Genomic DNA, 26,846 nt, shown 5'->3' with positions numbered 1-26,846 from the left:
CCTGTCCTGCCGAGCCCTATCCTCGCACTTGTCACGCCTGAACGAGACGCCGGGCCGTTGTGTGACACGTCCCACGTTCCCGTGCCGCAGGCGGCGGCGCGGCCCGCCCCGAGGGCCGGCCGCGACCGCCGCGCCGCGGCCCCGCGCCGGACGCGGCCGGTCACCCGCCGTCCGCGTCCGGCCCACGGCGGACGGACCCGCCGGTGGACGGCGGGGCCTCACCCGGCCCGCGTGCGAGACCCCGGCCGGCAGCCGGACTTCAGCTCAGGTCGCCGGCGGCCGCCCGCTCCGCCAGGCGCACCAGGGTGCGCACCGCGGAGCCGGTGCCGCCCTTGGGCGTGTACCCGAACGGGCCGCCCTCATTGAAGGCCGGTCCGGCGATGTCGAGGTGGGCCCAGGTGATGCCCTCGCCGACGAACTCGCGCAGGAACAGGCCGGCGACCAGGCCGCCGCCCATCCGCTCGCCCATGTTGGCGATGTCGGCCGTGGCGGAGTCCATGCCCTTGCGCAGGTGCTCGGGCAGCGGCATCGGCCAGGACGGCTCGCCGGACTCCTCGGCGGCCTCGTGCACCGCAGAGCGGAACGCGTCGTCGTTCGCCATGATGCCGAAGGTGCGGTTGCCCAGCGCCAGCACCATCGCGCCGGTCAGGGTCGCCACGTCCACGATGGCGTCCGGCTTCTCCTGCGAGGCGGCCCACAGGGCGTCGGCGAGGACGAGCCGGCCCTCGGCGTCGGTGTTGAGCACCTCCACGGTCTTGCCGCTGAGCATGCGCAGCACGTCGCCGGGGCGGGTGGCCGAGCCGGACGGCATGTTCTCGGCCAGCGCCAGCCAGCCGGTGACGTTGACCTCCAGGCCGAGCCGGGCGGCGACGACGACCGCGGCGAACACCGCGGCGGCACCGCTCATGTCGCACTTCATCGTCTCGTTGTGACCGGCCGGCTTCAGCGAGATGCCGCCCGAGTCGTAGGTGATGCCCTTGCCGACCAGGGCGAGGTGCTTCTTCGCCCTGGAGGAGGTGTACGACAGTTTCACCAGGCGCGGGCCGGCCGCCGAGCCGGCGCCGACGCCGAGGATGCCGCCGTAGCCGCCCTTGGCGAGGGCCTTCTCGTCGAGCACCTGCACCTTGATGCCGTGCTCCTTGGCCGCCGCCTGGGCGACGGCCGCGAACGCCTCCGGGTTGAGGTCGTTCGGCGGGGTGTTGATCAGGTCGCGGGCGCGGTTGAGCTCCTCGGCGACGGCGGTGGCCCGCTCGACGGCGGCCTTGAACGCCTTGTCGCGGGGCTTGCCGCCGAGCAGCGCGGCCTCGCCGAGCGGGGCCTTGCCGTTCTTGCCGTTCCTGGCGGAGCCGCCGTCGACCTTGTAGGCGTCGAAGGAGTACGCGCCGAGCAGCACGCCCTCGGCGACCGCGCCGGCGTCGGCGGCGTCCGTCAGGGGCAGGGCGAAGGCGGCCTTCTTGGTGCCCGCGAGGGCTCGGGCGGCCACACCAGCCGCCTTGCGCAGCGCCTCGGCGTCGTACCCGGAGTCCTTCCCGGGCTGGGCGCCGAGGCCCACCGCCACCACGAGCGGTGCCTTGAAGCCGGACGGAGCGGGGAGCTTCGTCACCTCGCCCTCGGCACCGGACGCGCCGAGAGTCTCCAGTACGCCGGCGAGCCCGCCGTCGAACGCCTGGTCCACGGCCTCGGCGCCCGGTGCGACGACCGGGCCCGAGGCCTTTGCGGCAGAGCCCTTGGCGACACCGATCACGATCGCGTCGACCCGCAGGCCGGGGACCGCGGCGGTGCTGAGAGTGAGAGCAGTCACGGTGGTGGAATCTCGCTTCCGATGTGAAGTTGCGGTGGCCGAAAGGTGTGGGTCGACCGGGCCCGGCAGCCGACCCTAGTTGCGCTGTCCGGGTGCGGCCTCGTCGGGGGCCCCTCCCGGTACCGGCGGACACTCGGGACGAGCCTACGCGCGTCTGTGCGTTCGCTCATTCATCCAGGTGTTCGCCGTGAGGTGACGTCGGGGCCCGTCTCCGGGCACCGCCGCCACAACCGCCGGACCGCGAGGAGCGTCTTCGGTGGTGTCCGTACCGATCACGCCATCCCGTGGAGACCGCCCGGTGAGACGACCGTTCCTGCTTGTCCTGCTGCTCGCCCTGCTGGTGGCCGGCTGCTCCGGCGCCCCCGCGCCCGACGCCGGGTCCCCGCCCGGCGACCGCTGGCGGCCCCGCCCCGGCACCGCCTGGCAGTGGCAGCTCAGCGGCCGGCTCGACACCTCCGTCGACGTGCCCGTGTACGACATCGACGGCTTCGACCACTCCCGCGCGACGGTGGCGCGGCTGCACCGCGACGGCCGCAAGGTCATCTGCTACCTGTCCACGGGCGCCTGGGAGGACTTCCGGCCGGACGCGGACGACTTCCCCGCCTCGGTGATCGGCCGGGGAAACGGCTGGGAGGGCGAGCGCTGGCTGGACATCCGCCGGACCGACGTCCTGGAACCGCTCATGGCCGAGCGGTTCGACATGTGCCGCGACAAGGGGTTCGACGCGGTGGAGCCGGACAACATGGACGGCTACCGCAACCGCACCGGTTTCCCGCTCACCGCCGCCGACCAGCTCCGCTACAACCGGCTGATCGCCCGGCTCGCCCACGAGCGCGGACTGGCCGTCGGTCTGAAGAACGACCTCGGCCAGATCCCCGAGCTGGTCGGCGACTTCGACTTCGCGGTCAACGAGCAGTGCGCCCAGTATGACGAGTGCGACGCGCTCACGCCGTTCGTCGAGGCGGACAAGGCCGTCTTCCACGTCGAGTACGAGCTGCCCACCGCCCGTTTCTGCGCCGACTCCCGCCGCCTGCGGCTGAGTTCCCTGCTCAAGAAGTACGAACTGGACGCGTGGCGCCGGCCGTGCTGAGCCCGAGACCGGTCACCGAGGTGCCCGCCACCCGGTCGGCGAGGGACCGCCGGGCGGGGCCGAGCACCGGCAGGGCGTTGACCAGGAACAGCGCCACCGCGGCCGTCCACACCAGCACCGACAGCAGGACCTCCCCCTCGACCAGCAGCACGCAGGCCACGGCGTACACGGCGACGTCGGCCGCCGTGGTCACCGCCGCCCTGAGCGCCGCCCGGCCGGGCACGCGCGGGGTGATCCACAGCCCGGTCAGACCCTTGCCGACGGTGCGCCCGGCCAGGGCGAGGCAGGCCCACTGGTAGAGGAACGTGGTGACGACCAGCAGCCCGAAGGCCTGCTGGACGTACAGCACCGACTTGTCCCACAGGGACACACCGAGGTCGCCGGAGGCGTCGAGCACGTCACCGCGCGAGGTCAGCAGGTCGAAGCCGCCGCGCGCGGCGAGCTCGGGGACGTCGGTGACCAGCGCGGACACGCGGTTGAAGGTGAGCACCGCGAGCGCCGAGGCCAGGGTCGCCACCAGGGCGAAGTCGATGAGCCAGGCCATGGCGCGCCGGAATGCCGGCATCGACGTCCCCCCGTTCTCCCGTCCGTCCGGCCGACCACGCTAGCGGGCCGGTCCGGTCCGCTCCCAGGGATACGGGGAGATCGTTTCCACCCGGTGACCGGACCGGTGCGGTGGGCGCGCAATCCGCCACCGCGACCGCACGGACGTGCGAAGCGGGGCCGACGTCACCCGAATGCCGAGTGGAAAGCACGCCACGGCGTACGTCTTCGGGCGCGGTCGCCGGTCCTGCGGCCATGCTGCCCTGGGGACTGTCCCCGAAGCCGTAGGAGGACTGGCACAGTGGCGGACAAGAGCACAGCGGTCTCGCTCGACGAGGAGACGTACGAGGACGAGCTGCCGGTCCGGCGCAGACGGCCGGGCAACGTCGTGATCAAGTGGATGACGACCACCGACCACAAGACGATCGGCACGCTCTACCTCTGCACCTCCTTCGCGTTCTTCGTGTTCGGCGGCATCCTGGCGCTGGTGATGCGCGCCGAGCTGGCCCGGCCGGGACTGCAGATCATCTCGAACGAGCAGTACAACCAGGCGTTCACGATGCACGGCACGATCATGCTGCTGATGTTCGCGACGCCCCTGTTCGTCGGCTTCGCGAACTGGATCATGCCGCTGCAGATCGGGGCGCCCGACGTGGCGTTCCCCCGGCTGAACATGTTCTCCTACTGGCTCTTCCTGTTCGGCTCGCTGATCGCCGTGAGCGGCTTCCTCACCCCGGAGGGGGCGGCGAGCTTCGGCTGGTTCGCCTACACCCCGCTGTCGGACTCGGTCCGCTCGCCGGGCCTGGGCGGCGACCTGTGGATCATGGGTCTGGCACTGTCCGGCTTCGGCACGATCCTCGGCTCGGTCAACTTCATCACCACGATCGTCTGCATGCGCGCTCCGGGCATGACGATGTTCCGCATGCCGATCTTCACCTGGAACGTGCTGCTGACCGGCGTGCTGGTCCTGCTCGCCTTCCCGGTGCTCGCCGCCGCGCTCCTCGCGCTGGCGGCGGACCGCAAGTTCGGGGCCCACATCTACGACGCGGCCAACGGCGGACCACTGCTGTGGCAGCACATGTTCTGGTTCTTCGGCCACCCCGAGGTGTACATCATCGCGCTGCCGTTCTTCGGCATCGTCTCCGAGATCATCCCGGTCTTCTCCCGCAAGCCGATCTTCGGCTACATGGGCCTGATCGCCGCCACCATCGCGATCGCCGGTCTGTCGGTCACGGTGTGGGCGCACCACATGTACGCCACGGGCGGTGTGCTGCTGCCGTTCTTCTCCTTCATGACCTTCCTGATCGCCATTCCCACCGGTGTGAAGTTCTTCAACTGGACCGGCACCATGTGGAAGGGCAGTCTCTCGTTCGAGACACCGATGCTGTGGTCCATCGGCTTCCTGGTGACCTTCCTCTTCGGTGGTCTGACCGGTGTGGTCCTGGCGTCGCCTCCGCTGGACTTCCACGTCACGGACTCGTACTTCGTCGTCGCGCACTTCCACTACGTGGTGTTCGGCACCGTGGTGTTCGCGATGTTCGCCGGATTCCACTTCTGGTGGCCGAAGTTCACCGGCAAGATGCTCGACGAGCGCCTGGGCAAGATCACCTTCTGGACGCTGTTCGTCGGCTTCCACGGCACCTTCCTCGTCCAGCACTGGCTGGGTGCCGAGGGCATGCCGCGCCGGTACCCGGACTACCTGGCGGCCGACGGCTTCACCGCGCTCAACACGGTGTCCACGATCTCCACCTTCCTGCTCGGCATGTCGCTGCTGCCGTTCTTCTACAACATCTGGAAGACGGCCAAGTACGGCAAGCCGGTCGGCGTCGACGACCCGTGGGGCTACGGCCGCTCCCTGGAGTGGGCGACCTCCTGCCCGCCGCCGCGCCACAACTTCACCACGCTGCCCAGGATCCGCAGCGAATCCCCGGCGTTCGACCTGCACCACCCGGACATCGCCGCCATGGACGATCTCGAGAACCACCCCCAGGAGTCCGTCACCATCGCCCCCGGTGACAAGCAGCGGTGAGCGCGCGGCCGGGAACGCCGGGAACACGGAGGAGGACGTGAACCCCCGTCAGGACAGCGCCCACGGTCTCAACCAGCTCGAGGGACACCTCCTGTGGGCCGCCGAGGTCGAGGAGGCACGACGCCGGGCCGACCGGTTCGCGGCGCAGCTCCCGTGGCTGACGACCGCTCAGCGCGAAGAGGTGGAGCGCGTGTACCGGGCCGACCGGATCGCCGCCTCCCGGGCCATGCTGGTACGGATCCGCGACCGGGCGGCCGAACTGCGCGTCGAGTACGAGAGCCGCTACCGGCAGCTCCGGGCGCGCTGCGTCGCCCTGACGGCCGCGGCGGTGGCGGGCGGCGCCGGCACGGCGATCACCGCGCTCCTCACCCGGCGGTGACGCCACGGCGGACACACCGGGCGGCGCCCCGCCCGGTGGCCCGGCCGGTCCCAGCCCGGTGAGAGGCCGCTCTCGGGCCCAGTGGCACATCGGCCTCAGCCCGGTGAGAGGCCGGCCTCAGCCCAGTGAGAACACGACGAGCGCGGTCGTCGCCGCCGTCTCGGCGACCCCGCCGAACACATCGCCGGTGACCCCGCCGAAGCGGCGGACACAGTGGCGCAGGAGGAGTTCGGCCACGGCGACGGCCAGCAGCACCGCGAGCACGGCACGCAGGACGTCAAAGGCCCCGAGGAACGCGCCCCCGGCCGCCGCGAGCCCGGTGACCACGAGCGCGGCACCCACCGCGCCCGGCAGCGGGACCACTCCCGCGACCGCCGCGCCCAGCCCTTCGGGCCGGGCGGGCGGTACACCGCCCCGGGCGGCCAGAGTGAGCGCAAGCCGCGCCACGGCCGCCGACACGACGGCGGCGAAGGCGCCCCGCGCCCCGTCGTGGCCGTACGCCTGGGCCAACGCGGCCACCTGCGTCAGCAGGACGAACACCAGCGTCAGGACACCGAACGGGCCGATGTCCGACTGCTTCATGATCCGCAGGGCGTCCTCGGCGGGCTTGCCGCTGCCGAGCCCGTCCGCGGTGTCGGCGAGCCCGTCGAGGTGCAGCCCCCGGGTCAGGACGGCCGGTACGGCCACGCTCGCCACGGCGGCGAGCGGGGGGCCCGCGCCGAGGAGGAGCAGCAGGAGTCCTGTTCCGGCGGCCAGGGCGCCGGCCACCAGGCCGACCACGGGGGCGCACAGCATGCCGGCGCGGGCGGCCGGCCGGTCCCAGCGGGTCAGCGGGACCGGGAGCACGGTGAGAGTGCCGAAGGCGAAGCGGAGGCCGTCGGCGCGGGAGGCGGGAGCGGGCACCGGCGCAGATTACCCGCCGGTCACCGGAGCGCCCGCGGCACCCCTGGATAAAGTGCGCATATGGGATCATGGCTGGAGCGGAACATCATCGAGCCGGGCAAGCTCCCGCTGCTTCTCGCGCTGGCCGCCTTCGTCCTCACCTTCCTGGTCACCCGGGCCATCACGCGGCTGATCCGGGCCGGCAAGGGGCCCTTCGGGAACGTCACGGCGGGAGCGGTGCACATCCACCACGTGGTGCCGGGGGTCGTCCTCGCCGTGATCGGCGGGTTCGGCGCGGTGGCGAGCGGGGGGCAGGGCTTCGGCGCGGCGCTCAGCGCGGTGATCTTCGGGATCGGCGCGGGGCTGGTGCTGGACGAGTTCGCGCTGATCCTGCACCTCGCCGACGTGTACTGGACCGAGGCGGGGCGCAAGAGCGTGGAGATGGTCGTCCTCACCGCCGCGCTGGTGGGGCTGCTGCTGGCGGGGTTCAGCCCGTTCGGCGTCAACGACCTCTCGGAGGACGAGCTCCAGAACCGCGCGGGTGCGGCCGCGACCGTCGGGGTGAACCTCCTCTTCGCGCTGGTCGCGCTGCTCAAGGGGAAGGCGCGGCTCGCGGTGTTCGGCGCGATCGTCCCGGTCGTGGCGCTCGTCGGGGCGCTGCGGCTGGCCCGGCCGGGGTCCTTGTGGGCGCGGCGGTTCTACGGGCGGCGGCACCGGGCCCGGGCGAAGGCGATGCTGCGGGCGTACCGGCACGACCGCCGCTGGTCGGGACCGCGGCGGGCCGTCGAGGACTGGCTCGGCGGCCGGCCGGATCCGCCCCGTCCGCTGGAGCGCGGGTAGCGTTCCTCGCCCCGCCGCCCCGCCGCCCCGCCGCCCCGGAGGGCGCGGGGAACCGGGTGAACGACCGCCCGCCGCGGTCACTCGCGTTCCGGCAGCTCCGCCGACAGTGCCGCCGCCGCCTGCACCAGGGGGAGGGCCAGCAGGGCGCCCGTGCCCTCCCCGACCCGCACGCCGTGCGAGAGCAGCGGTTCCAGTGCCATCCGGTCCAGCGCCTTCGCCTGCCCCGGCTCCCCGCTCGCGTGCGACGCCAGCCACCAGTCCGGCGCCCGGAACGCCACCCGCTGCGCCACCAGCGCACACGCCGCCGTCACCACACCGTCCAGCACGACCGGCGTCTTGCGCACCGCCGACTGCAACAGGAACCCCGTCATCGCGGTCAGGTCGGCCCCGCCCACCGTCGCCAGCAGCCGCAACTGATCGCCCAGTACCGGCCGGGCCCGCCGCAGCGCGTCACGGATCGCCGCGCACTTGCGCATCCACGCCAGGTCGTCGATCGCCAGCCCGCCGCGCCCGGTCACCACCGACGCGTCCGTCCCGCACAGCGCGGCCACCAGCACGCCCGCCGCCGTGGTGCCGCCCACGCTCACGTCGCCGAGCACCACCACGTCCGTACCGGAGTCGGCCTCCTCGTCGGCCACGGCCATCCCCGCGCGGAACGCCGCCTCGGCCTCCTCCTGGGTCAGCGCGTCCTCGACGTCGATCCGCCCGCTGCCCCGCCGCACCCGGTGCCGCACGACGTCCTCCGGCAGCTCCCCGGGGTCGCAGTCCAGGGCCATGTCGACCACCCGAACCGGCACCCCCAGCCGCCGCGCCAGCACGGACACCGGACGGCCGCCGTCCAGGACCTCCCGCACCAGCTCCACCGCGCTGCCCGCGGCCCGCGCCGACACGTCCAGCCCGGCGACGCCGTGGTCGCCGGCGAACAGCACCACCCGCGGACGTTCGACCGGCCGCACCGGGACCGCGGACTGCGCAGCCGCCAGCCACTCACCGAGGTCGTCGAACCGGCCCAGCGATCCGGGCGGCACGACCTGGCGCTCCCGGCGTGCCTCCGCGTCACGGCGCACCCCGCCGTCCGGACGCTCGATCAGATCGGTGAAGTCGTCGAGATTAAGCGAGCTCATTCGCCGAACAGTACCGGCCCTGATCGAACACCACGCCGCGCCGACCGGCCCCGCGCGCGCGACCGCGCCGGAACCACGCCGCCCCGGCGCCGTTCCACCCCGGAGGGCCTCCCCGTCCGTAACGTTTTGCCATGGATTGCCGGACAAGGATCTTCCCGCCCTGTCCGTCCCGACCGTCCTGTACGTCCCCCACCTCCGCGCCGTACGCCCGCACGCAGGGAGCCGCCCATGTCCGCGCCCACCCCAGACGCCGCGATCCCCGCTCCGCAAGGCTCCGCGCGGGTGCACGAGCCGCGCCGCGGGGACTGCCCCTGGTGCGGCTCCGTGCGGCTGCGCAACCGGCTGAGAACCGGCGACCTGCGTCGGCACCGGCCCGGCCTGTTCACCGTCGACGCGTGCCGGGACTGCGGCCACACCTTCCAGAACCCCCGCCTCACCGCCGAGGGCCTCGCCTTCTACCGGCGGGCCGTGCGCGGCGCCCCCCGCGACCCCGCCACCGAACGCGTCCTCGCCCTGCACGCCGCACGGCACCGCCGCCGCGCCGCCGCCCGCGCGATGCTCCCCTTCGGCGAACCGGAGAGCTGGCTGGACGTCGGCACCGGCCTCGCGAGCTTCCCGCGGAGCGCGCGGGAGTACTTCCCGTACACCGCCTTCGACGGCACCGACCTCACCGCGCGCGTGGAGCGGGCCCGGGCGCTCGGCCGCGTCGAGGAGGCCCACGTCGGATCGCTGACCGACCCCGCGGTCCGGGCCCGGCTGGCCGGCCGGTACGACGTCGTCAGCATGCTGCACCACCTGGAGCGGACCACCGATCCCCGCGCGGAGCTGGACGCCGCACTCGACGCGCTGCGCCCCGGCGGTCACCTCCTCATCGAGACCCTCGACCCGCGCTGCGCGTTCGCCGCCCTGTTCGGCCGCTGGTGGCTGCCCTACGACCAGCCCCGCCGGCCGCACCTGATGCCCCGGCGCAACCTGTGCGCGGCGCTCGAGGAGCGCGGCTGCACCCTCGTCACCGTCGGGCACCGCGCCGCGCACGTCCCGCACGACCTGGCGGGGCTGGCCGCCCTCGCCCTCTCCCACGCGCTGCCCGCCCCGGACACCCCCTGGCGCGCCGTCCCGTCGTCCCCGTTCGAGCGACGGCTGCGCAGCGCGCTGCTCCGCGCGGGCACCCCCCTGGTGGTCGCCGCCGCGGCGGCCGACCTGGCCCTCGCCCCCCTGCTGCGCCACACCCCGTTCGCCAACGCCTACCGCGTCATCGCCCGGAAACCGAAACCCTGAGCCGGAAACCGAAACCCTGAGCCGCGACCATGGCCGGGGCCGCGATCATGGCCGGGGCCGGGGCCGCGACCATGGCCGGGGCCGGGGATCCGGGGAGGGGTCAGCCGCGCAGGGCGATCGCCTGCCCCGCCACCACCAGCAGCACCTGCTCGCACTCCTGCGCGAACGCCGCGTTCAGACGCCCCAGCTCGTCGCGGTAGCGGCGGCCGGACGGGGTCGCGGGCACGATGCCCGAGCCCACCTCGTTGGACACGGCGACCACCGTCCGCCGGGTCCCGCGCACCGCCTCCGTCAGCGCCCGCACCCGCTCCCGCAGCGCCCGCTCCCCGCCGTCCGCCCACTCGGCGTCGTCCCACGCGCCGACGGCGTCCATCGCGTCCGTCAGCCACAGCGACAGACAGTCCACCAGCAGCGGAGGCCCGTCGTCCTTCAGCAGCGGCACCAGGTCGCAGGTCTCCAGGGTGCGCCAGGACCCCGGCCGCCGCTCCTGGTGCGCCGACACCCGCACCGCCCACTCGGTGTCCCCGCCCCGCGACCCGCCGGTCGCCACGTACAGCACCTCGGGGAACGACTCCAGCCGCCGTTCGGCCTCCACCGACTTGCCCGACCGCGCCCCGCCCAGCACCAGCGTCCGGCGCGGCACGTCGGGCACGTCCTCGTACGCGCCGACCTCCAGCGTGCTCCCGTCCGGTACCGCGCGGGCCCCGGCCGCCGCGAGCCGGCGCCGCACCTCGCGCCCCGGCGGCACGTCGTGGTCCAGATGGACCGCGACCACGTCCGTGGTGGGGCCGACCGCGCCGACCTCCCGCAGCCGGGCCAGCGCGTCCGGGCGCCCCACCACGTCCAGCAGCACCATCGCGTACGACTCCGCCGGCTCCTCGAGCCCGGCAGGCGCCCCGCCCGGCGGCAGGTACAGCAGCCGCCGCCCGTCCGGGCCGGTCACCGCGTACCCGGTGCCGGGCGCGTCCAGCGCCACCGCCCGGACCCGATGGCCGGTCAGCAGCGCCAACTCCCGCCCGTCCGGGACCCGGCCGGGTTGCGGCAGCCCGGCCGGCACCTCCACGGCGGGGCCGTCGTGCGGATGCGACAGCAGCACCTGGCGCACACCGCTCAGCGAACGGCCCGCGCGGGCGGCCGCGAACGCCGCGCCCGGCGTGAGGTCGAGCAGCAGCGCCCCGTCCACGAGCAGCGAGGTGGCCGCCCGCGCGTCCGTGCCGAGGGCGGAGGCGCACGCGGCGCAGGGACAGTCGGGGCGGGGCAGTCCCGCGGGGGCACCGGTGCCGAGCAGAGTCAGTTCCACGGACCCGATTTTCTCCCGTCCCCACGACCGCTGCCCGTCCGACTAGGCTTCCGGGCAGGAGCCGGACCAGGATCCGGCTCCTGTCGTGACAGTGCTCAGCGTGCTCACACCCATGGGAGGCGTACATGGCGGCATGGACGTGGCGGTTCGAGAAGGCCGACGGGACACAGGTCGAGCCCGCGGTGCCGCCGGAGGAGTTCCCCACACAGGGGGACGCCGAGTCCTGGATCGGGGAGAACTGGAAGGCCCTCGCCGAGGGTGGCGCCGACCAGGTGCGGCTGCTGGAGGACACCACGGAGATCTACGGTCCGATGAGCCTCCACGCGGAAACGGAACCGGCAGCGGAAGCGGAGCCGGACGAGGCGTAAGCCTCCCGGTGGCGCGTGGCCCCGAAAGGTCCTTGCCCCCGCGCCCCTCAAGGGGCGCGGGGAACTGCGCGAGGGGGTCCGGGGCGCAGCCCCAGGACGGGACGGGAAGGGGCGGCGGGAGCGAGGGAAACCTGGCGGCAGCCCTCAGCCCCGGACGCCGCACAGGTGCAGCAGAGAGGCGACCCCGCGATAGGGGTCCGTACGCCCGGCCCGGTCCTCGACCGCGAGCAGCGCGTCCAGGTCGGCCGGCGGGCACGCGTCGTCCGCCACCGTGTCCGTGAAGACCCGCACGCCGTACCACGTGTGCAACGGCGCCCCGATCCCCGCGAGCGTCGACGTCAGCCTCGTCAGCCCGTACGACGTCGTACGGAAGCCGGCCAGCGCCCCGGCCCAGTCACCCGACAGCCCCGCCCGCATCGCCGGCGCGTCGCCGTTGCGGACCAGCAGCGACAGCAGCCCCCCGGGTGCCAGCATCCGCGCCACCCCCGCCAGCAGCGCGTCCGGCTCCTCCACGTACATGAGGACGCCATGACACAGCACCACGTCGAAGCTGCCCGGCAGGAAGTGCACACCGGTGTCCCCGGCCCGCCCCTCGACGATCCGCATCCGCTCCCGGATGCCCTCGGGCTGCCCCGCGAGCGCCTCCCGCGCGGCGGAGATCATCGCCGCGTCGTGCTCCACCCCGGTCACGTGGTGACCGGCCCGGGCCAGCCGGAGCGCCTGCGCACCCCGGCCCATGCCCACGTCGAGCACCCTCAGCCGCCGCCCGACCGGGAAGCGCCCGACTATCTGCTCCTCCAGCTGGCGGGCCACCAACTCCTGCCGCACGACGTCCCGCAGACCGCCGGGCCCGCTCAACCGGCCGGGTGCGTCGGCGAACGGCGTGGTGCTCAGGGCCGCTCCCCGCGCTTGACCTGGGGCTTGGGCAGCCGCAGCCGGCGCATCTGGAGCGTGCGCATCAGGGCGTAGGCCACCGCGCCGCGCCTGCTCTCGTCGGGGAAGCGCCCGGCGAGGGTCTTCTTCAGCCGGAACCCGGTCACGATCGAGTCGAGCACGATCATCACGATGACCACCAGCCACAGCAGCAGCGCCGCGTTCTGCAGCTGGGGCACCTGGATCACGCTCATCACGAGGATGATCACGGCCATCGGCAGGAAGTACTCCGCGATGTTGAACCGCGAGTCCACGTAGTCGCGGGCGAACCGGCGCACCGGCCCCTTGTCGCGCACGGGCAGATAGCGCTCGTCGCCGCTGGCCAGCGCCTGGCGCTGACGCTCCAGCGCGACACGGCGCTCCTCACGCTGCCGCTTGGCGGCCTCCTTGCGCGTCATCGACGTGTTGGCCACGCTGCGGCGCTGCGACTGGGCCGCGCTGCGCTTGGGTGTGGGGCGGCCCTTCGGGGCCTCCGGGTGACGGGTCTGCTTGGAGTCGGTCAACGTCGCCTTGTCGGCGACCGATGCCTTCTCTTCCTTGGCACGGCTACGGAACACAAAACCCAAGGGTACGGGGTCCCGGGGTTGGACCCCAGCCCCGCGGGGAACGATCCGGCAACACCGGACGTCTCCAAAAGGACAGGAGGGGACGTAAGGCGGCTCTTCGGGACGTGCCCGTCCGGCCGACCCCGGGAACCACCTACTCCCTACGCCGGATCGGGAGGGTACGCAGTCGTCCTTGGGGATGAGCGCATCCGTCCCCGAACAGTGCGGTAATGGAGGCAGGGCCCGTACTGTGGGTTCTGTTGCAGACGCTGGAGCTGGACGTCAGAAGGGGGCGCGCGAAGCCCATGAGCGGTGTCATGAAGCGTATGGGGATGATCTTCCGCGCGAAGGCGAACAAGGCCCTTGACCGGGCCGAGGACCCGCGCGAGACCCTCGATTACTCGTACCAGAAGCAGCTCGAGCTGCTTCAGAAGGTCCGCCGCGGCGTCGCCGACGTGGCGACCTCCCGCAAGCGGCTGGAGCTCCAGCTCAACCAGCTCCAGTCCCAGTCCGGCAAGCTGGAGGACCAGGGCCGCAAGGCGCTCGCGCTCGGCCGCGAGGACCTGGCGCGCGAGGCGCTCTCCCGCCGTGCCGCGCTCCAGCAGCAGGTGACCGACCTGGAGACCCAGCACGCCACGCTCCAGGGCGAGGAGGAGAAGCTCACCCTCGCGGCCCAGCGCCTCCAGGCCAAGGTGGACGCCTTCCGCACCAAGAAGGAGACCATCAAGGCCACCTACACCGCCGCCCAGGCCCAGACCCGGATCGGCGAGGCCTTCTCCGGCATCTCCGAGGAGATGGGCGACGTCGGCCTGGCCATCCAGCGCGCCGAGGACAAGACCGCCCAGCTCCAGGCGAGGGCCGGCGCGATCGACGAACTGCTCGCCTCCGGCGCCCTCGACGACCAGTCCGGCATGCACAAGGACGACATCCAGGCCGAGCTGGACCGGCTCTCCGGTGGTACGGATGTAGAGCTGGAACTGCAGCGCATGAAGGCGGAGCTGGCCGGCGGCGGCAGCGGCGACCGGCAGGCCATCGAGGGCAGCCAGGGCCAGACGCAGCCCCAGCAGCAGCCGCAGGACACTCCGCGCTTCGACAAGCAGTAGCCCACGCCGAGGAGGCGACATGATCGTACGGATCATGGGGGAGGGCCAGGTGACGCTGGCGGAGAACCGGCTCGCCGAGCTGAACACGCTGGACGAGGAACTGCTCGCCGAGATGGAGAACGGCGACGGTCCCGGCTTCCGCGCGACCCTGAAGGCCCTGCTGGCCAAGGTCCACGAACTCGGCGAGCCCCTGCCGGACGACACCCTGGAGCCCTCCGACCTGATCCTGCCCTCCCCGGACGCGACCCTGGAGGAGGTCAGGGACCTGCTCAGCGACGACGGCCTCATCCCGGGCACCTGACGATCACGCGGCACCGCTGGGCCGCCCGGGCGCACGGTTCCCGGGCGGCGGCACCCCGCTACCGTGGACAGCCGTGAGCACCCTGACACGCGCCCGGTGCCGAGCCGGGGCGCACCCCTTCGCCCTGGACGCGGCCCTGGCGGCCGGCGTCCTCGTCTGCATGGTCGCCGGCTCCTTCGTCGACCCGCACGACCCCGAAGGCGTCAACTGGGAACTGCGCACCCCCGACCCGCTCAGCCTGCTCCTCATGACCCTCGGCGCCGCCGCGCTCGCCTTCCGCCGCCGCGCCCCCCGCACCGTGCTCGCGCTCGCCGGCGGTGTCTCCGTCGCCGAGTCCGTCACCGGCGATCCCCGCGCTCCCGTCGTCATGTGCGCCGTCGTCGCCCTCTACACCGTCGCCTCCGCCACCGACCGCCCCACCACCTGGCGCGTCGGCCTGCTCACCATGACCGTCCTCACCGGCACCGCGATGGCGGTCGGCCCCCTGCCCTGGTACGCGCAGGAGAACCTGGCGATCTTCGCGTGGACCGGCATCGGCGCCACCGCGGGCGACGCCGTGCGCAGCCGTCGCGCCTTCGTCCAGGCGATCCGCGAGCGCGCCGAACGCGCCGAACGCACCCGGGAGGAGGAGGCCCGCCGCCGGGTCGCCGAGGAACGCCTGCGCATCGCCCGCGACCTGCACGACGTCGTCGCCCACCACATCGCCCTGGTCAACGTCCAGGCCGGAGTCGCCGCCCACGTCATGGACAAGCGCCCCGACCAGGCCAAGGAGGCCCTCGCCCATGTGCGCGAGGCCAGCCGCTGCGCGCTGGGCGAGCTGCGCGCCACCGTCGGTCTGCTGCGCCAGTCCGGCGACCCCGAGGCACCCACCGAGCCCGCCCCCGGCCTGGACCGCCTCGACGAACTCGCGGGCACCTTCCGCAGCGCCGGACTGCGCGTGGAGGTCGCCCGCACCGACGAGGGCACCGAACTGCCCGCCGCCGTCGACCTGGCCGCCTACCGGATCGTCCAGGAGGCCCTGACCAATGTGCAGAAGCACGCCGGCACCGAGGCGCGGGCCGAGGTCAGCGTCGTGCGCGTGGGACCCCACATCGAGATCACGGTCCTCGACGACGGCAGCGACGAGGAGCAGCACCCGAGCCCGGGCGGCGGGCACGGACTGCTCGGCATGCGCGAGCGCGTCACCGCCCTGCGCGGCACCCTCACCACCGGTCCCCGCTACGGCGGCGGTTTCCGCGTCCATGCGATCCTTCCGGTCAAGACCCGCCCGTCCGCCGCCGGGGACGGCGGTCCCTGACCGTCCCGCCCGCCGCCCGTGCCCACCGTGCCGCTGGAGCCCGTATGACGATCCGCGTCCTGCTCGCCGACGACCAGACCCTGCTGCGCAGCGCCTTCCGCGTGCTCGTCGACTCCGAGCCGGACATGGAGGTGGTGGGGGAGGCGTCCGACGGCGCTCAGGCGGTCCGGCTGGCCCGGGAGCAGCGCGCCGACGTCGTCCTCATGGACATCCGGATGCCCGGCACCGACGGGCTCGCCGCCACCCGCATGATCAGCGCGGATCCCGAACTGGCCGGGGTGCGGGTGGTGATACTGACGACCTTCGAGGTCGACGACTACGTGGTGCAGTCGCTGCGGGCCGGCGCCTCCGGCTTCCTCGGCAAGGGCTCCGAACCCGAGGAGATGCTGAACGCCATCCGGATCGCCGCCGAGGGGGAGGCGCTGCTGTCCCCGGTGGCCACCAAGGGCCTGATCGCCCGGTTCCTCGCCCAGGCGGGTCCGGCCGGCCCCGACGGCGACGAGGACCGCGCCGAGAAGCTCCGGTCGCTCACCGGACGCGAGCGCGAGGTGCTCGTCCAGGTGGCGGGCGGCCACTCCAACGACGAGATCGCCGAACGCCTCGAGGTCAGCCCGCTGACGGTGAAGACGCACGTCAACCGGGCCATGGCCAAGCTGGGGGCGCGCGACCGGGCCCAGCTGGTGGTCACCGCCTACGAGTCGGGGCTGGTCCGTCCAAGGGTGGAGTGAGCCCCGGGGGGCGTACTGCGGCGGGAGTAGGCGCCGCGATGAGGGATGGGACCTCGGGTCTACGGATCGGCCCCCGCCCATGGCCCAGGGTGTAGAGCGGGCGCCCACTCGCGCGCGTGCCCGCTCTCCGGACTTCTGCCGCTCCACGGAAAAGAGACCCTGCCCATGTCCTGGCTGTCCAGATTCAGCCTCGCGCAACGGGCGCTGATCGGACTGATGTCGATCATCGCGCTCGTCTTCGGGGCGATCGCGATACCCCAGCTGAAGCAGCAGCTGCTGCCCACCATCGAACTGCCCATGGTGTCCGTGATCGCGCCGTACCAGGGCGCGTCCCCGGATGTCGTCGAGAAGCAGGTCGTCGAACCCATCGAGGACAACCTGGAGGCCGTCGACGGCATCTCCGGTGTCACCTCGACGGCGAGCGAGGGCAACGCCGTCATCATGGCGTCCTTCGACTACGGCAACGACACCCAGCAGCTCGTCGCCGACGTCCAGCAGGCCGTCAACCGGGCCGGTGCCCTCCTCCCGGACGGAGTCGACCCGCAGGTCGTCGCCGGTTCCACGGACGACATCCCGACCGTGGTGCTCGCCGTGACGTCCGACAAGGACCAGCAGGCGCTCGCCGACGAGCTGGAGCGGACCGTGGTGCCCACCCTGGAGGGCATCGACGGAGTCGGCCAGGTCCTGGTGGACGGCGTGCGCGACCTCCAGGTCACGGTCACCCCGGACACCGCGAAGCTGACGAGGGCCGGCCTGACCGCGCAGTCGCTCGCGGCTGCCCTCCAGGCGGGCGGCGCGACCGTGCCGGCCGGCTCCTTCGACGAGGGCGGTGCCAACCGCACCGTCCAGGTGGGCGGCGGCTTCACCTCGCTGCAGCAGATCGAGGACCTGATGGTCACCGGTCAGCCCGGCAAGGGCAAGCCGGTCCGCCTCGCCGACGTCGCCACGGTGACGCAGGAGGAGGCCAGGGCCGACTCCCTCACCCGCACCAACGGCAGGCCCAGCCTCGCCGTGATGGCCACCATGGACCACGACGGCAGCGCGGTGGCCATCTCCGAGGCCGTCCAGGACGAGCTCCCCGGGATGCGTGAGGACCTGGGCGACGGCGCCACCCTCACCGTCGTCAGCGACCAGGGCCCGGCGGTGTCCCAGGCCATCGACGGCCTGACCACCGAGGGCGCGCTCGGTCTGCTCTTCGCCGTCGTGGTGATCCTCGTCTTCCTGGCGTCGGTCCGCTCCACCCTCGTCACCGCGGTGTCCATCCCGCTGTCCGTGGTCCTCGCGCTGATCGTGCTGTGGACGCGCGACCTGTCGCTGAACATGCTGACACTGGGCGCCCTGACCATCGCCATCGGCCGCGTCGTGGACGACTCCATCGTCGTCCTGGAGAACATCAAGCGGCACCTCGGCTACGGCGAGGAGCGCCACGAGGCGATCATGAAGGCGGTGCGCGAGGTGGCCGGCGCGGTCACCTCCGCGACCCTCACCACCGTCGCCGTCTTCCTGCCGATCGGCCTGGTCGGCGGCATGGTGGGTGAGCTGTTCGGCTCCTTCAGCCTCACCGTCACCGCCGCGCTGCTGGCGTCGCTGCTGGTGTCGCTGACGGTCGTCCCGGTGCTGTCGTACTGGTTCCTGCGTCCCCCGAAGGGCACGCCCGAGGACGCCGAGGAGGCGCGCCGGCTCGCCGAGGAGAAGGAGGCCAGGAGCCGCCTCCAGCGCATGTACCTCTCGGTGCTGCGCTTCGCCACCCGGCGCAGGCTCGCCAGCCTGGCCATCGCGGTCGTCGTGCTGATCGGCACCTTCGCCATGGCGCCGCTGCTGAAGACCAACTTCTTCGACCCGGGCGAGCAGCAGGTCCTCACCGTCCGGCAGGAGCTGAGGCCCGGCAGCAGCCTGGCCGCGACCGACGCCCAGGCGCGGAAGGTCGAGAAGCTGCTCGGCGACACCGAGGGCGTCAGGGACCACCAGGTGACGGTCGGCTCGTCCGGCTTCATGGCGGCCTTCGGCGGCGGTACGGACACCAACCAGGCCACGTACCAGGTGATGCTGGAGGACGACGCGTCCTCCGAGGACGTGCGGGACCGCCTGGAGAAGGGTCTCGGGGACCTCGACGGCATCGGCACCACCACCGTCGCGGCCGGTGACGGCTTCGGCAGCCAGGACCTGAGCGTGGTCGTCAAGGCCGCCGACGCGAAGGTGCTGCGCGAGGCGGCGGAGCAGGTGCGCGAAGCGGTGGCCTCCCTGGACGGCGTCACGGACGTCACCAGCGACCTGGCGCAGAGCGTGCCCCGCGTCTCGGTCAGGGCCAACGCCGCGGCCGCGGCGGCCGGGTTCGACGACCAGACACTCGGTGCGGCCGTCGCCCAGGCGGTGCGCGGCACCCCGGCCGCCAAGGCGGTGCTCGACGACACCGAGCGCGACGTCGTCATCCGCTCGGCGCAGCCGGCCACCACGGTGGAGCAGCTGAAGAACCTGCCGCTGGGTCCGGTGAAGCTGAGCGACGTCGCCACCGTCGAGGTGGTGGACGGCCCGGTCTCCATGACCCGGATCGACGGCCAGCGCTCGGCCACCGTCACGGCCCGGCCGGTCGGTGAGGACACGGGCGCCGTGGGCGTGGACCTCCAGGCGAAGATCGACGGGCTGACGCTGCCCGACGGCGCGACGGCGGAGATCGGCGGCGTCACCGAGGACCAGGACGAGGCCTTCGCCAACCTGGGCCTGGCGATGCTGGCCGCGATCGCGATCGTGTTCCTGCTGCTGGTCGGCACCTTCCGGTCGCTCGCCCAGCCGCTGATCCTGCTGGTGTCCATCCCGTTCGCCGCGACCGGCGCGCTCGGCCTGCTGCTGGTCACCGGCACCCCGATGGGTGTCCCGGCGATGATCGGCATGCTGATGCTGATCGGCATCGTGGTCACCAACGCGATCGTGCTGATCGACCTGATCAACCAGTACCGCGCGCAGGGCTACGGCGTCGTCGAGGCCGTGCTGGAGGGCGGCCGCCACCGTCTGCGGCCGATCCTCATGACGGCCCTGGCGACCATCTTCGCCCTGCTGCCGATGGCGCTGGGCGTCACCGGCGAGGGCGGCTTCATCGCCCAGCCGCTGGCGGTGGTGGTGATCGGCGGTCTGATCACGTCGACGCTGCTCACCCTGCTCCTCGTGCCGACGCTCTACGTGATGCTGGAGCTGCGCAAGGAGCGGCGCGCGAAGAAGAAGGCGGCGAAGAAGGGCGGCGTCCCGGCCCAGCCGGCGGCCGGCGATCCGGAGACCGCGAAGGTCTGACCCCCCGTACGACGGAGCAGGCCCTGCCCGGCACATCCGGTGTCGGGCAGGGCCTGCTCCGTGCGCGGCTGCGCTGCCGGCGGCTACGGCAGGGCCAGCATCCGCTCCAGGGCCAGCTTCGCGAACGCCTCCGTCTCCTTGTCCACCTCGATGCGGTTGACCAGGTTGCCCTCCGCCAGCGACTCCAGCGCCCACACCAGGTGCGGCAGGTCGATGCGGTTCATGGTGGAGCAGAAGCAGACCGTCTTGTCGAGGAAGACGATCTCCTTGCCCTCCGGCGCGAAACGGTTCGCCAGGCGCCGTACGAGGTTCAGCTCCGTGCCGATGGCCCACTTGGAGCCGGCCGGGGCCGCCTCCAGCGTCTTGATGATGTACTCGGTCGAGCCGACGTAGTCCGCCGCGGCCACGACCTCGTGCCGGCACTCGGGGTGCACCAGAACGTTCACGCCGGGTATGCGCTCGCGCACGTCGTCGACCGAGTCCAGGCTGAAGCGGCCGTGCACCGAGCAGTGGCCGCGCCACAGGATCATCTTCGCGCCGCGCAGCTCGTCGGCGGTCAGCCCGCCGTTCGGCTTGTGCGGGTTGTAGACGACGCAGTCCTCCAGGGACATGCCCATGTCCCGCACCGCGGTGTTGCGGCCCAGGTGCTGGTCGGGCAGGAACAGCACCTTCTCGCCCTGCTCGAAGGCCCAGTCCAGGGCGCGCCTGGCGTTGGAGGAGGTGCAGATGGTGCCGCCGTGCTTGCCGGTGAAGGCCTTGATGTCGGCGGAGGAGTTCATGTACGAGACGGGGACGACCTGCTCGGCCACACCGGCCTCGGTCAGCACGTCCCAGCACTCGGCGACCTGCTCGGCGGTGGCCATGTCGGCCATGGAGCAGCCGGCCGCCAGATCGGGCAGGACCACCTTCTGCTCGTCCCCGGTGAGGATGTCAGCGGACTCGGCCATGAAGTGCACACCGCAGAAGACGATGTACTCCGCCTGCGGCCGTGCGGCGGCGTCCCGGGCCAGCTTGAAGGAGTCGCCCGTGACGTCCGCGAACTGGATGACCTCGTCGCGCTGGTAGTGGTGGCCGAGCACGAAGACCTTGTCCCCGAGCTTCTCCTTGGCGGCGCGGGCGCGCTCCACCAGGTCCGGGTCGGACGGCGAGGGAAGGTCGCCGGGACACTCCACACCGCGCTCGCTCCTCGGGTCGGCCTCACGGCCGAGGAGCAGCAGGGCGAGGGGCGTCGGCTGTACGTCGAGCTCCTGGGTCTGGGCGGTGGTCACGACACGCACCCTTTCTGTTCTGGCGACTTCTCGTCGAAATGACGCTATCTATCATAACCGGTTCACGTCACTTTGACGACGGCCATAGCGTCCGTGTGACGTGAATCCCGGCGGGCGCCGATCCATTCCCGTGAGGCCCCGCGGCAGCCGGTTTCCGCTCCGCACCGCGTGTGCGAGCATGAGGAGGAAGGCGAGGAAAGACGCCCGGCCCGGAATGAATCCGCGGTCCCGCCGGTTGCAACCGTCGGCAAGCAGTCTCCGTACAACCCGGGAGAGATGTAGATGTCCGTATCGGACGAGACCACCACCGTCACCGACGGCATCGTCCTGACCGACGCCGCCGCGTCCAAGGTCAAGGCCCTGCTCGACCAGGAAGGCCGTGACGACCTCGCCCTGCGCGTCGCCGTCCAGCCCGGCGGCTGCTCCGGCCTGCGCTACCAGCTCTTCTTCGACGAGCGTTCGCTCGACGGCGACGTGCTGAAGGACTTCGACGGTGTGAAGGTCGTCACCGACCGCATGAGCGCCCCGTACCTGGGCGGCGCCACCATCGACTTCGTCGACACCATCGAGAAGCAGGGCTTCACGATCGACAACCCGAACGCCACCGGCTCCTGCGCCTGCGGCGACTCCTTCAGCTGAGCCGGCTCTCCACTTCCGGCAGCCCGTGACGAAGGCGGCGGCCCCTCACCGGGCCGCCGCCTTCGTCGTTCCGCGTCCGTGGGTCACCGGGCGGGCGGCGCGGGCAGCCGGGCGCCGTCCTTGTGCAGCGGCACCGGATCGCCGTCGGCGTCCACCACCGCGCGGTCACCGAGCGGCGCCTCCAGGCGCACCGTCTCCTGGTACCGCTTGGCGATCATGATGCACACCTTGTCCCGCCAGGGCGTCTCGGTCACCCGAACCGTCACCTCGCCGCCCTCCGCGCGCGCCGTCACCTCGTAGTCGGCGCACACACCGCCCGTGAAGACCACGGTCAGCTCCTCGCCCTCGGCGGTGAAGCCCTCGACCTCGACCTCCCGGGCCGCCGGCGCCGAGGTCGGCTCGTCACCGGGTGCCGTGGGTGCCGGACTGGCCTCACCGGACTGCGACCGGGAGGCGAGGAACTCCGGGTCGACCGCCGGATACGTCACCGTGAACGCCTCGCGCGCGCCCTCCGGCCGCACCTCGAACAGCCACGACGGGACCAGCGCGGGCCGCCCCTCCACGGAGTGCGCGGCCAGTCCGAACACCGCGCCGTCGACGGCGACGGTCTCACCGGCCGGCTTCGCCCCCGGCTCGCACCGCTCCTGCTGCCGGTCCTCCTCCAGCGGTACGGACGTGGCGCAGCCCCCGATGCCCGCGCGCGGGCTCTCGCCCGGCGCCGCGTTCATCAGCTCCAGCGCCTTCCCGGCCCTCACCGTGGGGTAGGTGTCCCCCTTCACCGGTTCCGCGAGCCGGCCGTTGCCGCCGACCACCTCGCCCCGCGCGCCGACGACCACACCGGTCGTCCAGCCGTACGTCGGCAGCCCGCCCACCTCGGGGTCGGCGTTCACCACCCGCCTGCCGTCCATGACCTGGCTCGCGTCGAGCTTCGCGTCGTCCTGCCCCACCGCCTTCAGCACCGGCGCGGCGGCCTTCCTGGCGACGGCCTCGCTCACCGGGGAGGCGTCAGCGGAGGACGGGGGCTTGCAGGTGGCGCCCTTGCAGTTGTCGGTGCGCGGGGTGTGCGCGCTGAACGTCCACGAGCCGGGCGCCTCCCGCTCCACCCGCAGGGTCGGCCCGGAGCCGTCCTGGCCGCCGATCCGCCAGCCCCCGGCCTCCGCGACCGGCTTCCCTTCGAGCCCCAGGGCCTTCGCCAGCGCGACCACCCGCTCCTCGGTGACCTCCTGACCGGCGCGGTACACCGGCGCGGAACCGGGACCGCCGGGGAGCGTGCCGTCGGCGCGGTAGGTGGCGCCGTAGGGGTTGGGCTCGCCGGGCGCGATGCCGTTCCCCGCGCCCTCGGAGTGGCCGTCGAGGGCGAGCGGCGGGGGAGTGGGGTCACCGTTCGCCCCGGGCGTCGTACCGGCCCCGGAGTCACCGGAGCCGCCCACGGCACCGGTGGCCAGGTAGGCACCGCCGCCCCCGACGAGCAGCACGGCGGCGGCGACGGAGGCGATCAGCACGGGCGAACGCCGTCGCGCCGGACCGCCGGAGGGCCCGTCCCCGGAGCGCCCGCCATCGCCTCGGTGCTCCCCGACGACGGCCTCGTCCTGGTCGGCCCCGGGCTCGCTCTCGGCGGCATGAGTCCTCGCGGCGAGGGGTTCGGCAGGGCGGTCGGGCCCGGGCTCGTCCTCGGGGGTTTCGTTCTTCGCGGCGCGAGGCCTGTCCGGGCCGGAGTCCGGCCCGCTCTCGGAGGCGTGCGTCCCCGCGGCGAGGGGTTCGGCAGGGCGGTCGGGCTCCGGCTCGTCCTCCGGGGCGCGCGTTTCCGCGGCGAGGGTCGGCTCGTCCGGGCCCGCCTCCGGTTCGCCCCGCGTCACTTCCGGCCCCCCGGCAGGGGCGCCAGCGGCCGGCCCGGCGGGGTCGGCCGAGTGGTCCCGCCGCTCCGTGGCGTCCGCCGCCCCGTCGCCGCCCGTAGCGCCCCCGGTGTCGCCCGTGCTGCCGGTGGCGCGCGCCTCGGCGTCGTCGTTGTCGGGTCGCTCGGTGTTCACCGCATCGCTCCTTCGGCTGCGCAACTGTCCCAGTGGACCCTGCCCGGTCGCACCGGGACTGCTGAGGGGTCGTATCCCGCATCCCCTGTACGGGGGACGGCGATGGGACGCAGCGGGGGAGCGCGCGGTTCCCCGCGTCGGCTCAGTCGCCGTACTCGGACATCGCGTCCAGCAGCCGGGCGGACGCGGGCGGCACGCTCACCCCGTGGATCAGGGACGGGGACACCGGCCGTGCGGCGGCCCGGTCCGGCACCGCCCAGTGGGGAACCATCCGGGCACAGTCGCCGCGCAGCGACGCCAGGTCGCCCTCGAGGTCGACCGGGGTGGACGCGTGGATCTTGGTGTTCGTCATGTTCGCACCGTACGCACGACCAAGGTCACGAAGAAAGCCCTACTATCGGGTAGTTTCGACTGCTTCTGCGGGTCGCTCCCACCCGGTAGCGTGAAGTGTCAACCCGCCTCCCCCAGGAGAATCGACGCCGTGCGCATCGCAGTCACCGGCTCCATCGCCACCGACCATCTCATGACCTTCCCCGGCCGCTTCGCCGACCAGTTCGTCGCGGACCAGCTGCACACGGTCTCGCTGTCCTTCCTGGTCGACAACCTCGACGTACGCCGGGGTGGCGTCGCCGCGAACATCGCCTTCGGAATGGGCCAGCTCGGCACCCGGCCGATCCTGGTCGGAGCGGCCGGCTTCGACTTCGACGAGTACCGGGCCTGGCTGGACCGGCACGGCGTCGACACCGAGTCCGTCCGCATCTCCGACACCCTGCACACCGCCCGCTTCGTGTGCACCACGGACGCGGACCACAACCAGATCGGCTCCTTCTACACGGGCGCGATGAGCGAGGCCCGGCTGATCGAGCTGAAGACCGTCGCCGACCGTGTGGGCGGCCTCGACCTGGTCTCCATCGGCGCCGACGACCCGGAGGGCATGCTCCGGCACACCGAGGAGTGCCGCTCGCGGGGCATCCCGTTCGCCGCGGACTTCTCCCAGCAGATCGCCCGGATGAACGGCGAGGAGATCCGGATACTGCTGGAGGGGGCGACCTACCTCTTCTCCAACGAGTACGAGAAGGGGCTCATCGAGACGAAGACCGGCTGGAGCGACGCGGAGATCCTCGACCGGGTGGGGCACCGGGTCACCACCCTCGGCGCGCGCGGTGTCCGCATCGAGCGGGCCGGCGAGGAGATGATCGAGGTCGGATGCCCGGACGAGGAGCGCAAGGCCGACCCGACGGGTGTCGGCGACGCGTTCCGGGCGGGATTCCTGTCGGGACTCGCGTGGGGCGTGCCGCTGGAGCGGGCGGCGCAGGTGGGCTGCATGCTCGCCACGCTGGTCATCGAGACCGTGGGCACGCAGGAGTACGAGCTGCGGCGCGGGCACTTCATGGAGCGGTTCATGAAGGCGTACGGGGACGAGGCGGCGGAGGAGGTCCGGGAGCACCTGGGCTGAGCCACCCGGGGGCGTGGGGACCGGTCGCGCCGTTCCCCGCGCCCCCGAGGGGGTCAGGTGAGGCGGCGGATCATGTAGGCGGTTCCCTCGGCGGCGGGTTCCTCGCCCAGGTACTGCTGGTTCCGCATGTCGCACCAGGCCGGGATGTCCAGGCGGGCGGCCTCGTCGTCGGCCAGGACGCGGACCGTGCCGCCCAGCGGGACGTCCCCGATCACCTTGGCCAGCTCGATCACCGGGATCGGACAGCGGCGGCCCAGCGCGTCCACGACCACGGTGTCCTCGCCCCGCCGTGTCACGGTGTCTCCCGCGGACACCGGCGCGCCCAGCTTCTCCCGCACGCCCGCCACCACCTCCGGCAGGACCGTCAGGAAGCGCTCGACGTCCTCCTCCCGCGTCCCTGCGGGCAGCGAGACGCGGATGTTGCCCTCGCTGAGCACGCCCATCGCCCTGAGCACATGGCTCGGCGTCAGCGTGCTGCTCGTGCAGGAGGACCCGGACGACACCGAGAATCCGGCGCGGTCCAGCTCGTGCAGCACCGTCTCCCCGTCGACATAGAGGCAGGAGAAGGTGACGATCCCCGGCAGCCGCCGCCGCGGATCGCCGACCACCTCCGCGTCCGGCACCAGCCCCGGCACCCGCGCCCGGATCCGCTCCGTCAGTTCCCGCAGCCGCACCGCCTCCTCGGCGGCCTCCGCCCGTACCGCACGCAGGGACGCCGCCGCGGCCACGATCGCCGGCAGGTTCTCGAACCCGGCCGACCGCCCCGACTCCCGCTCGTCCCGCGGCCCCTGGGGCGCGAACCGCACCCCCTTGCGCACGACCAGCAGCCCCACCCCCGACGGGCCGCCCCACTTGTGCGCGCTCGCCGCGAGCAGCGACCAGTCGCCCTCCACCGGCCCCCAGCCCAGTGACTGGGCCGCGTCCACCAGCAGCGGCACCCCCGCCTCCCGGCACGCCCCGGCCACCTCGGCCACCGGCTGCACCGTCCCCACCTCGTGGTTGGCCGACTGCAGACAGGCCAGCGCGGTGTCCGGCCGCAGCGCCTCGGCGTACGCCGACGGGCTCACCGCCCCCGTGCGTTCCACCGCCACCTCGGTGACCGCCCCTCCACCGGCCCGGTGAACTTCCGCCGCATGGAGTACAGAAGAGTGTTCGACCGCCGACACGATCAGGTGAGGCCCGGTGCGCCGCCGCCCCGCCAGCGCGCCCGCGACACCGGAGTGCACCGCCGAGGTCCCGGACGGGGTGAACACCAACTCGTCCGCCCTGCACCCCACCACCTCCGCGGCGGCCTCGCGCGCCGCGTCCAGCAGCATCCGGGCGCGCCGTCCCTCCCGGTACAGCCGTGCGGGATCCGCCCACCCCTCGTCGAGGGAGGCCATCAGGGCCTGCCGGGCGACGGGGTGGAGAGGAGCGGCGGAAGCGGCGTCGAAGTAGGCCATACGGCAACGGTAGAACTCCGGTGCGGCAGCCGGCCCCGGGGGCACGGGGAACCGCGCGACCAGCACCCGCGCACCCGCAGCCGCCAATCCAGCGACCCGCGGACCGACTAGGCCCCCCTCCCCGCGACCCCCCGGAGGGCGTCGGCTAGGGTTTGGTCCGCATAAACATCCAAACCCCTGCCCGACGCAGG

24 protein-coding genes are annotated in these 26,846 nt (G+C 73.1%); 13 read left to right on the top strand and 11 right to left on the bottom strand.

Features of this window, described 5'->3' with window-relative positions:
- Window positions 1–259: 259 nt before the first annotated feature.
- Entirely contained in the window at window positions 260–1,801 is a 1,542-nt protein-coding gene (locus ACZ6A9_RS06415; protein WP_468979447.1) for a leucyl aminopeptidase, read from the bottom strand.
- Between the two features lie 298 nt (window positions 1,802–2,099).
- Here ACZ6A9_RS06415 and ACZ6A9_RS06410 point away from each other — a divergent pair, with 298 nt between their 5' ends.
- Complete coding sequence (locus tag ACZ6A9_RS06410; RefSeq protein WP_468979441.1) at window positions 2,100–2,891, top strand: endo alpha-1,4 polygalactosaminidase; 792 nt, start codon at window positions 2,100–2,102, stop codon at window positions 2,889–2,891.
- Here the strand turns inward: ACZ6A9_RS06410 and ACZ6A9_RS06405 are convergent.
- Window positions 2,851–3,456 carry an RDD family protein gene (locus ACZ6A9_RS06405; RefSeq protein WP_468979438.1) on the bottom strand — a complete coding sequence of 202 codons (606 nt, stop codon included), beginning with the start codon at window positions 3,454–3,456 and terminating at the stop codon, window positions 2,851–2,853. The genes ACZ6A9_RS06410 and ACZ6A9_RS06405 overlap by 41 nt on opposite strands.
- A 279-nt stretch (window positions 3,457–3,735) precedes the next feature.
- Here ACZ6A9_RS06405 and ctaD point away from each other — a divergent pair, with 279 nt between their 5' ends.
- Together ctaD and ACZ6A9_RS06395 are read left to right on the top strand one after the other, a co-directional pair.
- Window positions 3,736–5,463: an aa3-type cytochrome oxidase subunit I gene (gene ctaD / locus ACZ6A9_RS06400; protein WP_468979436.1), complete on the top strand. Its 1,728-nt coding sequence runs from the start codon at window positions 3,736–3,738 to the stop codon at window positions 5,461–5,463.
- Between the two features lie 37 nt (window positions 5,464–5,500).
- A complete protein-coding gene (locus ACZ6A9_RS06395) occupies window positions 5,501–5,842 on the top strand; it encodes a hypothetical protein (RefSeq protein WP_468980673.1) in 342 nt (113 codons plus the stop codon).
- Window positions 5,843–5,959: 117 nt separating this feature from the next.
- Here ACZ6A9_RS06395 and ACZ6A9_RS06390 read toward each other — a convergent pair whose 3' ends face one another.
- Window positions 5,960–6,745 (bottom strand): adenosylcobinamide-GDP ribazoletransferase, encoded by a 786-nt coding sequence (locus ACZ6A9_RS06390; RefSeq protein WP_468979432.1) that lies wholly within the window; start codon window positions 6,743–6,745, stop codon window positions 5,960–5,962.
- A gap of 60 nt (window positions 6,746–6,805) precedes the next feature.
- On the opposite strand from ACZ6A9_RS06390, the gene ACZ6A9_RS06385 reads away from it, so the two are divergent.
- The gene (locus tag ACZ6A9_RS06385) at window positions 6,806–7,564 is read left to right on the top strand and encodes a hypothetical protein (protein ID WP_468979429.1); all 759 of its coding nucleotides are present in this window, start codon (window positions 6,806–6,808) and stop codon (window positions 7,562–7,564) included.
- Between the two features lie 77 nt (window positions 7,565–7,641).
- Here the strand turns inward: ACZ6A9_RS06385 and cobT are convergent, their stop codons facing one another.
- Complete coding sequence (cobT, locus tag ACZ6A9_RS06380) at window positions 7,642–8,688, bottom strand: nicotinate-nucleotide--dimethylbenzimidazole phosphoribosyltransferase (RefSeq protein ID WP_468979426.1); 1,047 nt, start codon at window positions 8,686–8,688, stop codon at window positions 7,642–7,644.
- A gap of 228 nt (window positions 8,689–8,916) precedes the next feature.
- On the opposite strand from cobT, the gene ACZ6A9_RS06375 reads away from it, so the two are divergent.
- On the top strand, window positions 8,917–9,966 hold the full coding sequence (locus ACZ6A9_RS06375) for a class I SAM-dependent methyltransferase (protein WP_468979424.1): 1,050 nt from the start codon (window positions 8,917–8,919) through the stop codon (window positions 9,964–9,966).
- 100 nt (window positions 9,967–10,066) lie between these two features.
- Here the strand turns inward: ACZ6A9_RS06375 and ACZ6A9_RS06370 are convergent, their stop codons facing one another.
- Window positions 10,067–11,266, bottom strand: a complete 1,200-nt coding sequence (locus tag ACZ6A9_RS06370) for a bifunctional adenosylcobinamide kinase/adenosylcobinamide-phosphate guanylyltransferase (RefSeq protein WP_468979422.1) — start codon at window positions 11,264–11,266, stop codon at window positions 10,067–10,069.
- 125 nt (window positions 11,267–11,391) lie between these two features.
- Here ACZ6A9_RS06370 and ACZ6A9_RS06365 point away from each other — a divergent pair, with 125 nt between their 5' ends.
- Entirely contained in the window at window positions 11,392–11,634 is a 243-nt protein-coding gene (locus ACZ6A9_RS06365) for a hypothetical protein (protein WP_468979419.1), read from the top strand.
- A 144-nt stretch (window positions 11,635–11,778) separates the two neighbouring features.
- Here the strand turns inward: ACZ6A9_RS06365 and ACZ6A9_RS06360 are convergent, their stop codons facing one another.
- Window positions 11,779–12,447, bottom strand: a complete 669-nt coding sequence (locus ACZ6A9_RS06360; RefSeq protein WP_468979415.1) for a methyltransferase domain-containing protein — start codon at window positions 12,445–12,447, stop codon at window positions 11,779–11,781.
- Between the two features lie 77 nt (window positions 12,448–12,524).
- Complete coding sequence (locus tag ACZ6A9_RS06355; RefSeq protein WP_468979413.1) at window positions 12,525–13,124, bottom strand: DUF3043 domain-containing protein; 600 nt, start codon at window positions 13,122–13,124, stop codon at window positions 12,525–12,527.
- 305 nt (window positions 13,125–13,429) lie between these two features.
- On the opposite strand from ACZ6A9_RS06355, the gene ACZ6A9_RS06350 reads away from it, so the two are divergent.
- From ACZ6A9_RS06350 to ACZ6A9_RS06330, 5 genes are all read left to right on the top strand, one after another.
- Entirely contained in the window at window positions 13,430–14,215 is a 786-nt protein-coding gene (locus ACZ6A9_RS06350) for a PspA/IM30 family protein (protein WP_468979410.1), read from the top strand.
- 19 nt (window positions 14,216–14,234) lie between these two features.
- Window positions 14,235–14,516: a PspA-associated protein PspAA gene (gene pspAA, locus ACZ6A9_RS06345; RefSeq protein ID WP_228968227.1), complete on the top strand. Its 282-nt coding sequence runs from the start codon at window positions 14,235–14,237 to the stop codon at window positions 14,514–14,516.
- A 73-nt stretch (window positions 14,517–14,589) separates the two neighbouring features.
- A complete protein-coding gene (locus tag ACZ6A9_RS06340; RefSeq protein WP_468979406.1) occupies window positions 14,590–15,813 on the top strand; it encodes a sensor histidine kinase in 1,224 nt (407 codons plus the stop codon).
- A 44-nt stretch (window positions 15,814–15,857) separates the two neighbouring features.
- Window positions 15,858–16,541 (top strand): response regulator, encoded by a 684-nt coding sequence (locus tag ACZ6A9_RS06335; RefSeq protein ID WP_468979403.1) that lies wholly within the window; start codon window positions 15,858–15,860, stop codon window positions 16,539–16,541.
- A gap of 165 nt (window positions 16,542–16,706) precedes the next feature.
- Complete coding sequence (locus tag ACZ6A9_RS06330; protein ID WP_468979400.1) at window positions 16,707–19,823, top strand: efflux RND transporter permease subunit; 3,117 nt, start codon at window positions 16,707–16,709, stop codon at window positions 19,821–19,823.
- 83 nt (window positions 19,824–19,906) lie between these two features.
- On the opposite strand, the gene nadA is transcribed toward ACZ6A9_RS06330, so the two are convergent.
- Window positions 19,907–21,091 (bottom strand): quinolinate synthase NadA, encoded by a 1,185-nt coding sequence (gene nadA, locus ACZ6A9_RS06325; RefSeq protein WP_468979397.1) that lies wholly within the window; start codon window positions 21,089–21,091, stop codon window positions 19,907–19,909.
- A 282-nt stretch (window positions 21,092–21,373) separates the two neighbouring features.
- Between nadA and erpA the strand changes: the two genes are divergently transcribed.
- Window positions 21,374–21,730 (top strand): iron-sulfur cluster insertion protein ErpA, encoded by a 357-nt coding sequence (gene erpA, locus ACZ6A9_RS06320; RefSeq protein ID WP_030859125.1) that lies wholly within the window; start codon window positions 21,374–21,376, stop codon window positions 21,728–21,730.
- A gap of 83 nt (window positions 21,731–21,813) precedes the next feature.
- Here erpA and ACZ6A9_RS06315 read toward each other — a convergent pair whose 3' ends face one another.
- A complete protein-coding gene (locus ACZ6A9_RS06315) occupies window positions 21,814–23,757 on the bottom strand; it encodes a hypothetical protein (protein ID WP_468979393.1) in 1,944 nt (647 codons plus the stop codon).
- A gap of 142 nt (window positions 23,758–23,899) precedes the next feature.
- Window positions 23,900–24,109 carry a hypothetical protein gene (locus ACZ6A9_RS06310; protein ID WP_468979390.1) on the bottom strand — a complete coding sequence of 70 codons (210 nt, stop codon included), beginning with the start codon at window positions 24,107–24,109 and terminating at the stop codon, window positions 23,900–23,902.
- A gap of 129 nt (window positions 24,110–24,238) precedes the next feature.
- Between ACZ6A9_RS06310 and ACZ6A9_RS06305 the strand changes: the two genes are divergently transcribed.
- Window positions 24,239–25,213: a carbohydrate kinase family protein gene (locus ACZ6A9_RS06305; protein ID WP_468979386.1), complete on the top strand. Its 975-nt coding sequence runs from the start codon at window positions 24,239–24,241 to the stop codon at window positions 25,211–25,213.
- 53 nt (window positions 25,214–25,266) lie between these two features.
- On the opposite strand, the gene ACZ6A9_RS06300 is transcribed toward ACZ6A9_RS06305, so the two are convergent.
- Window positions 25,267–26,655 carry an aminotransferase class V-fold PLP-dependent enzyme gene (locus tag ACZ6A9_RS06300; RefSeq protein WP_468979384.1) on the bottom strand — a complete coding sequence of 463 codons (1,389 nt, stop codon included), beginning with the start codon at window positions 26,653–26,655 and terminating at the stop codon, window positions 25,267–25,269.
- Between the last annotated feature and the right edge of the window lie 191 nt (window positions 26,656–26,846).

The organism is Streptomyces sp. NPDC041124, assembly GCF_055592385.1.
This window is presented reverse-complemented; position numbering and strand designations above follow the sequence as displayed.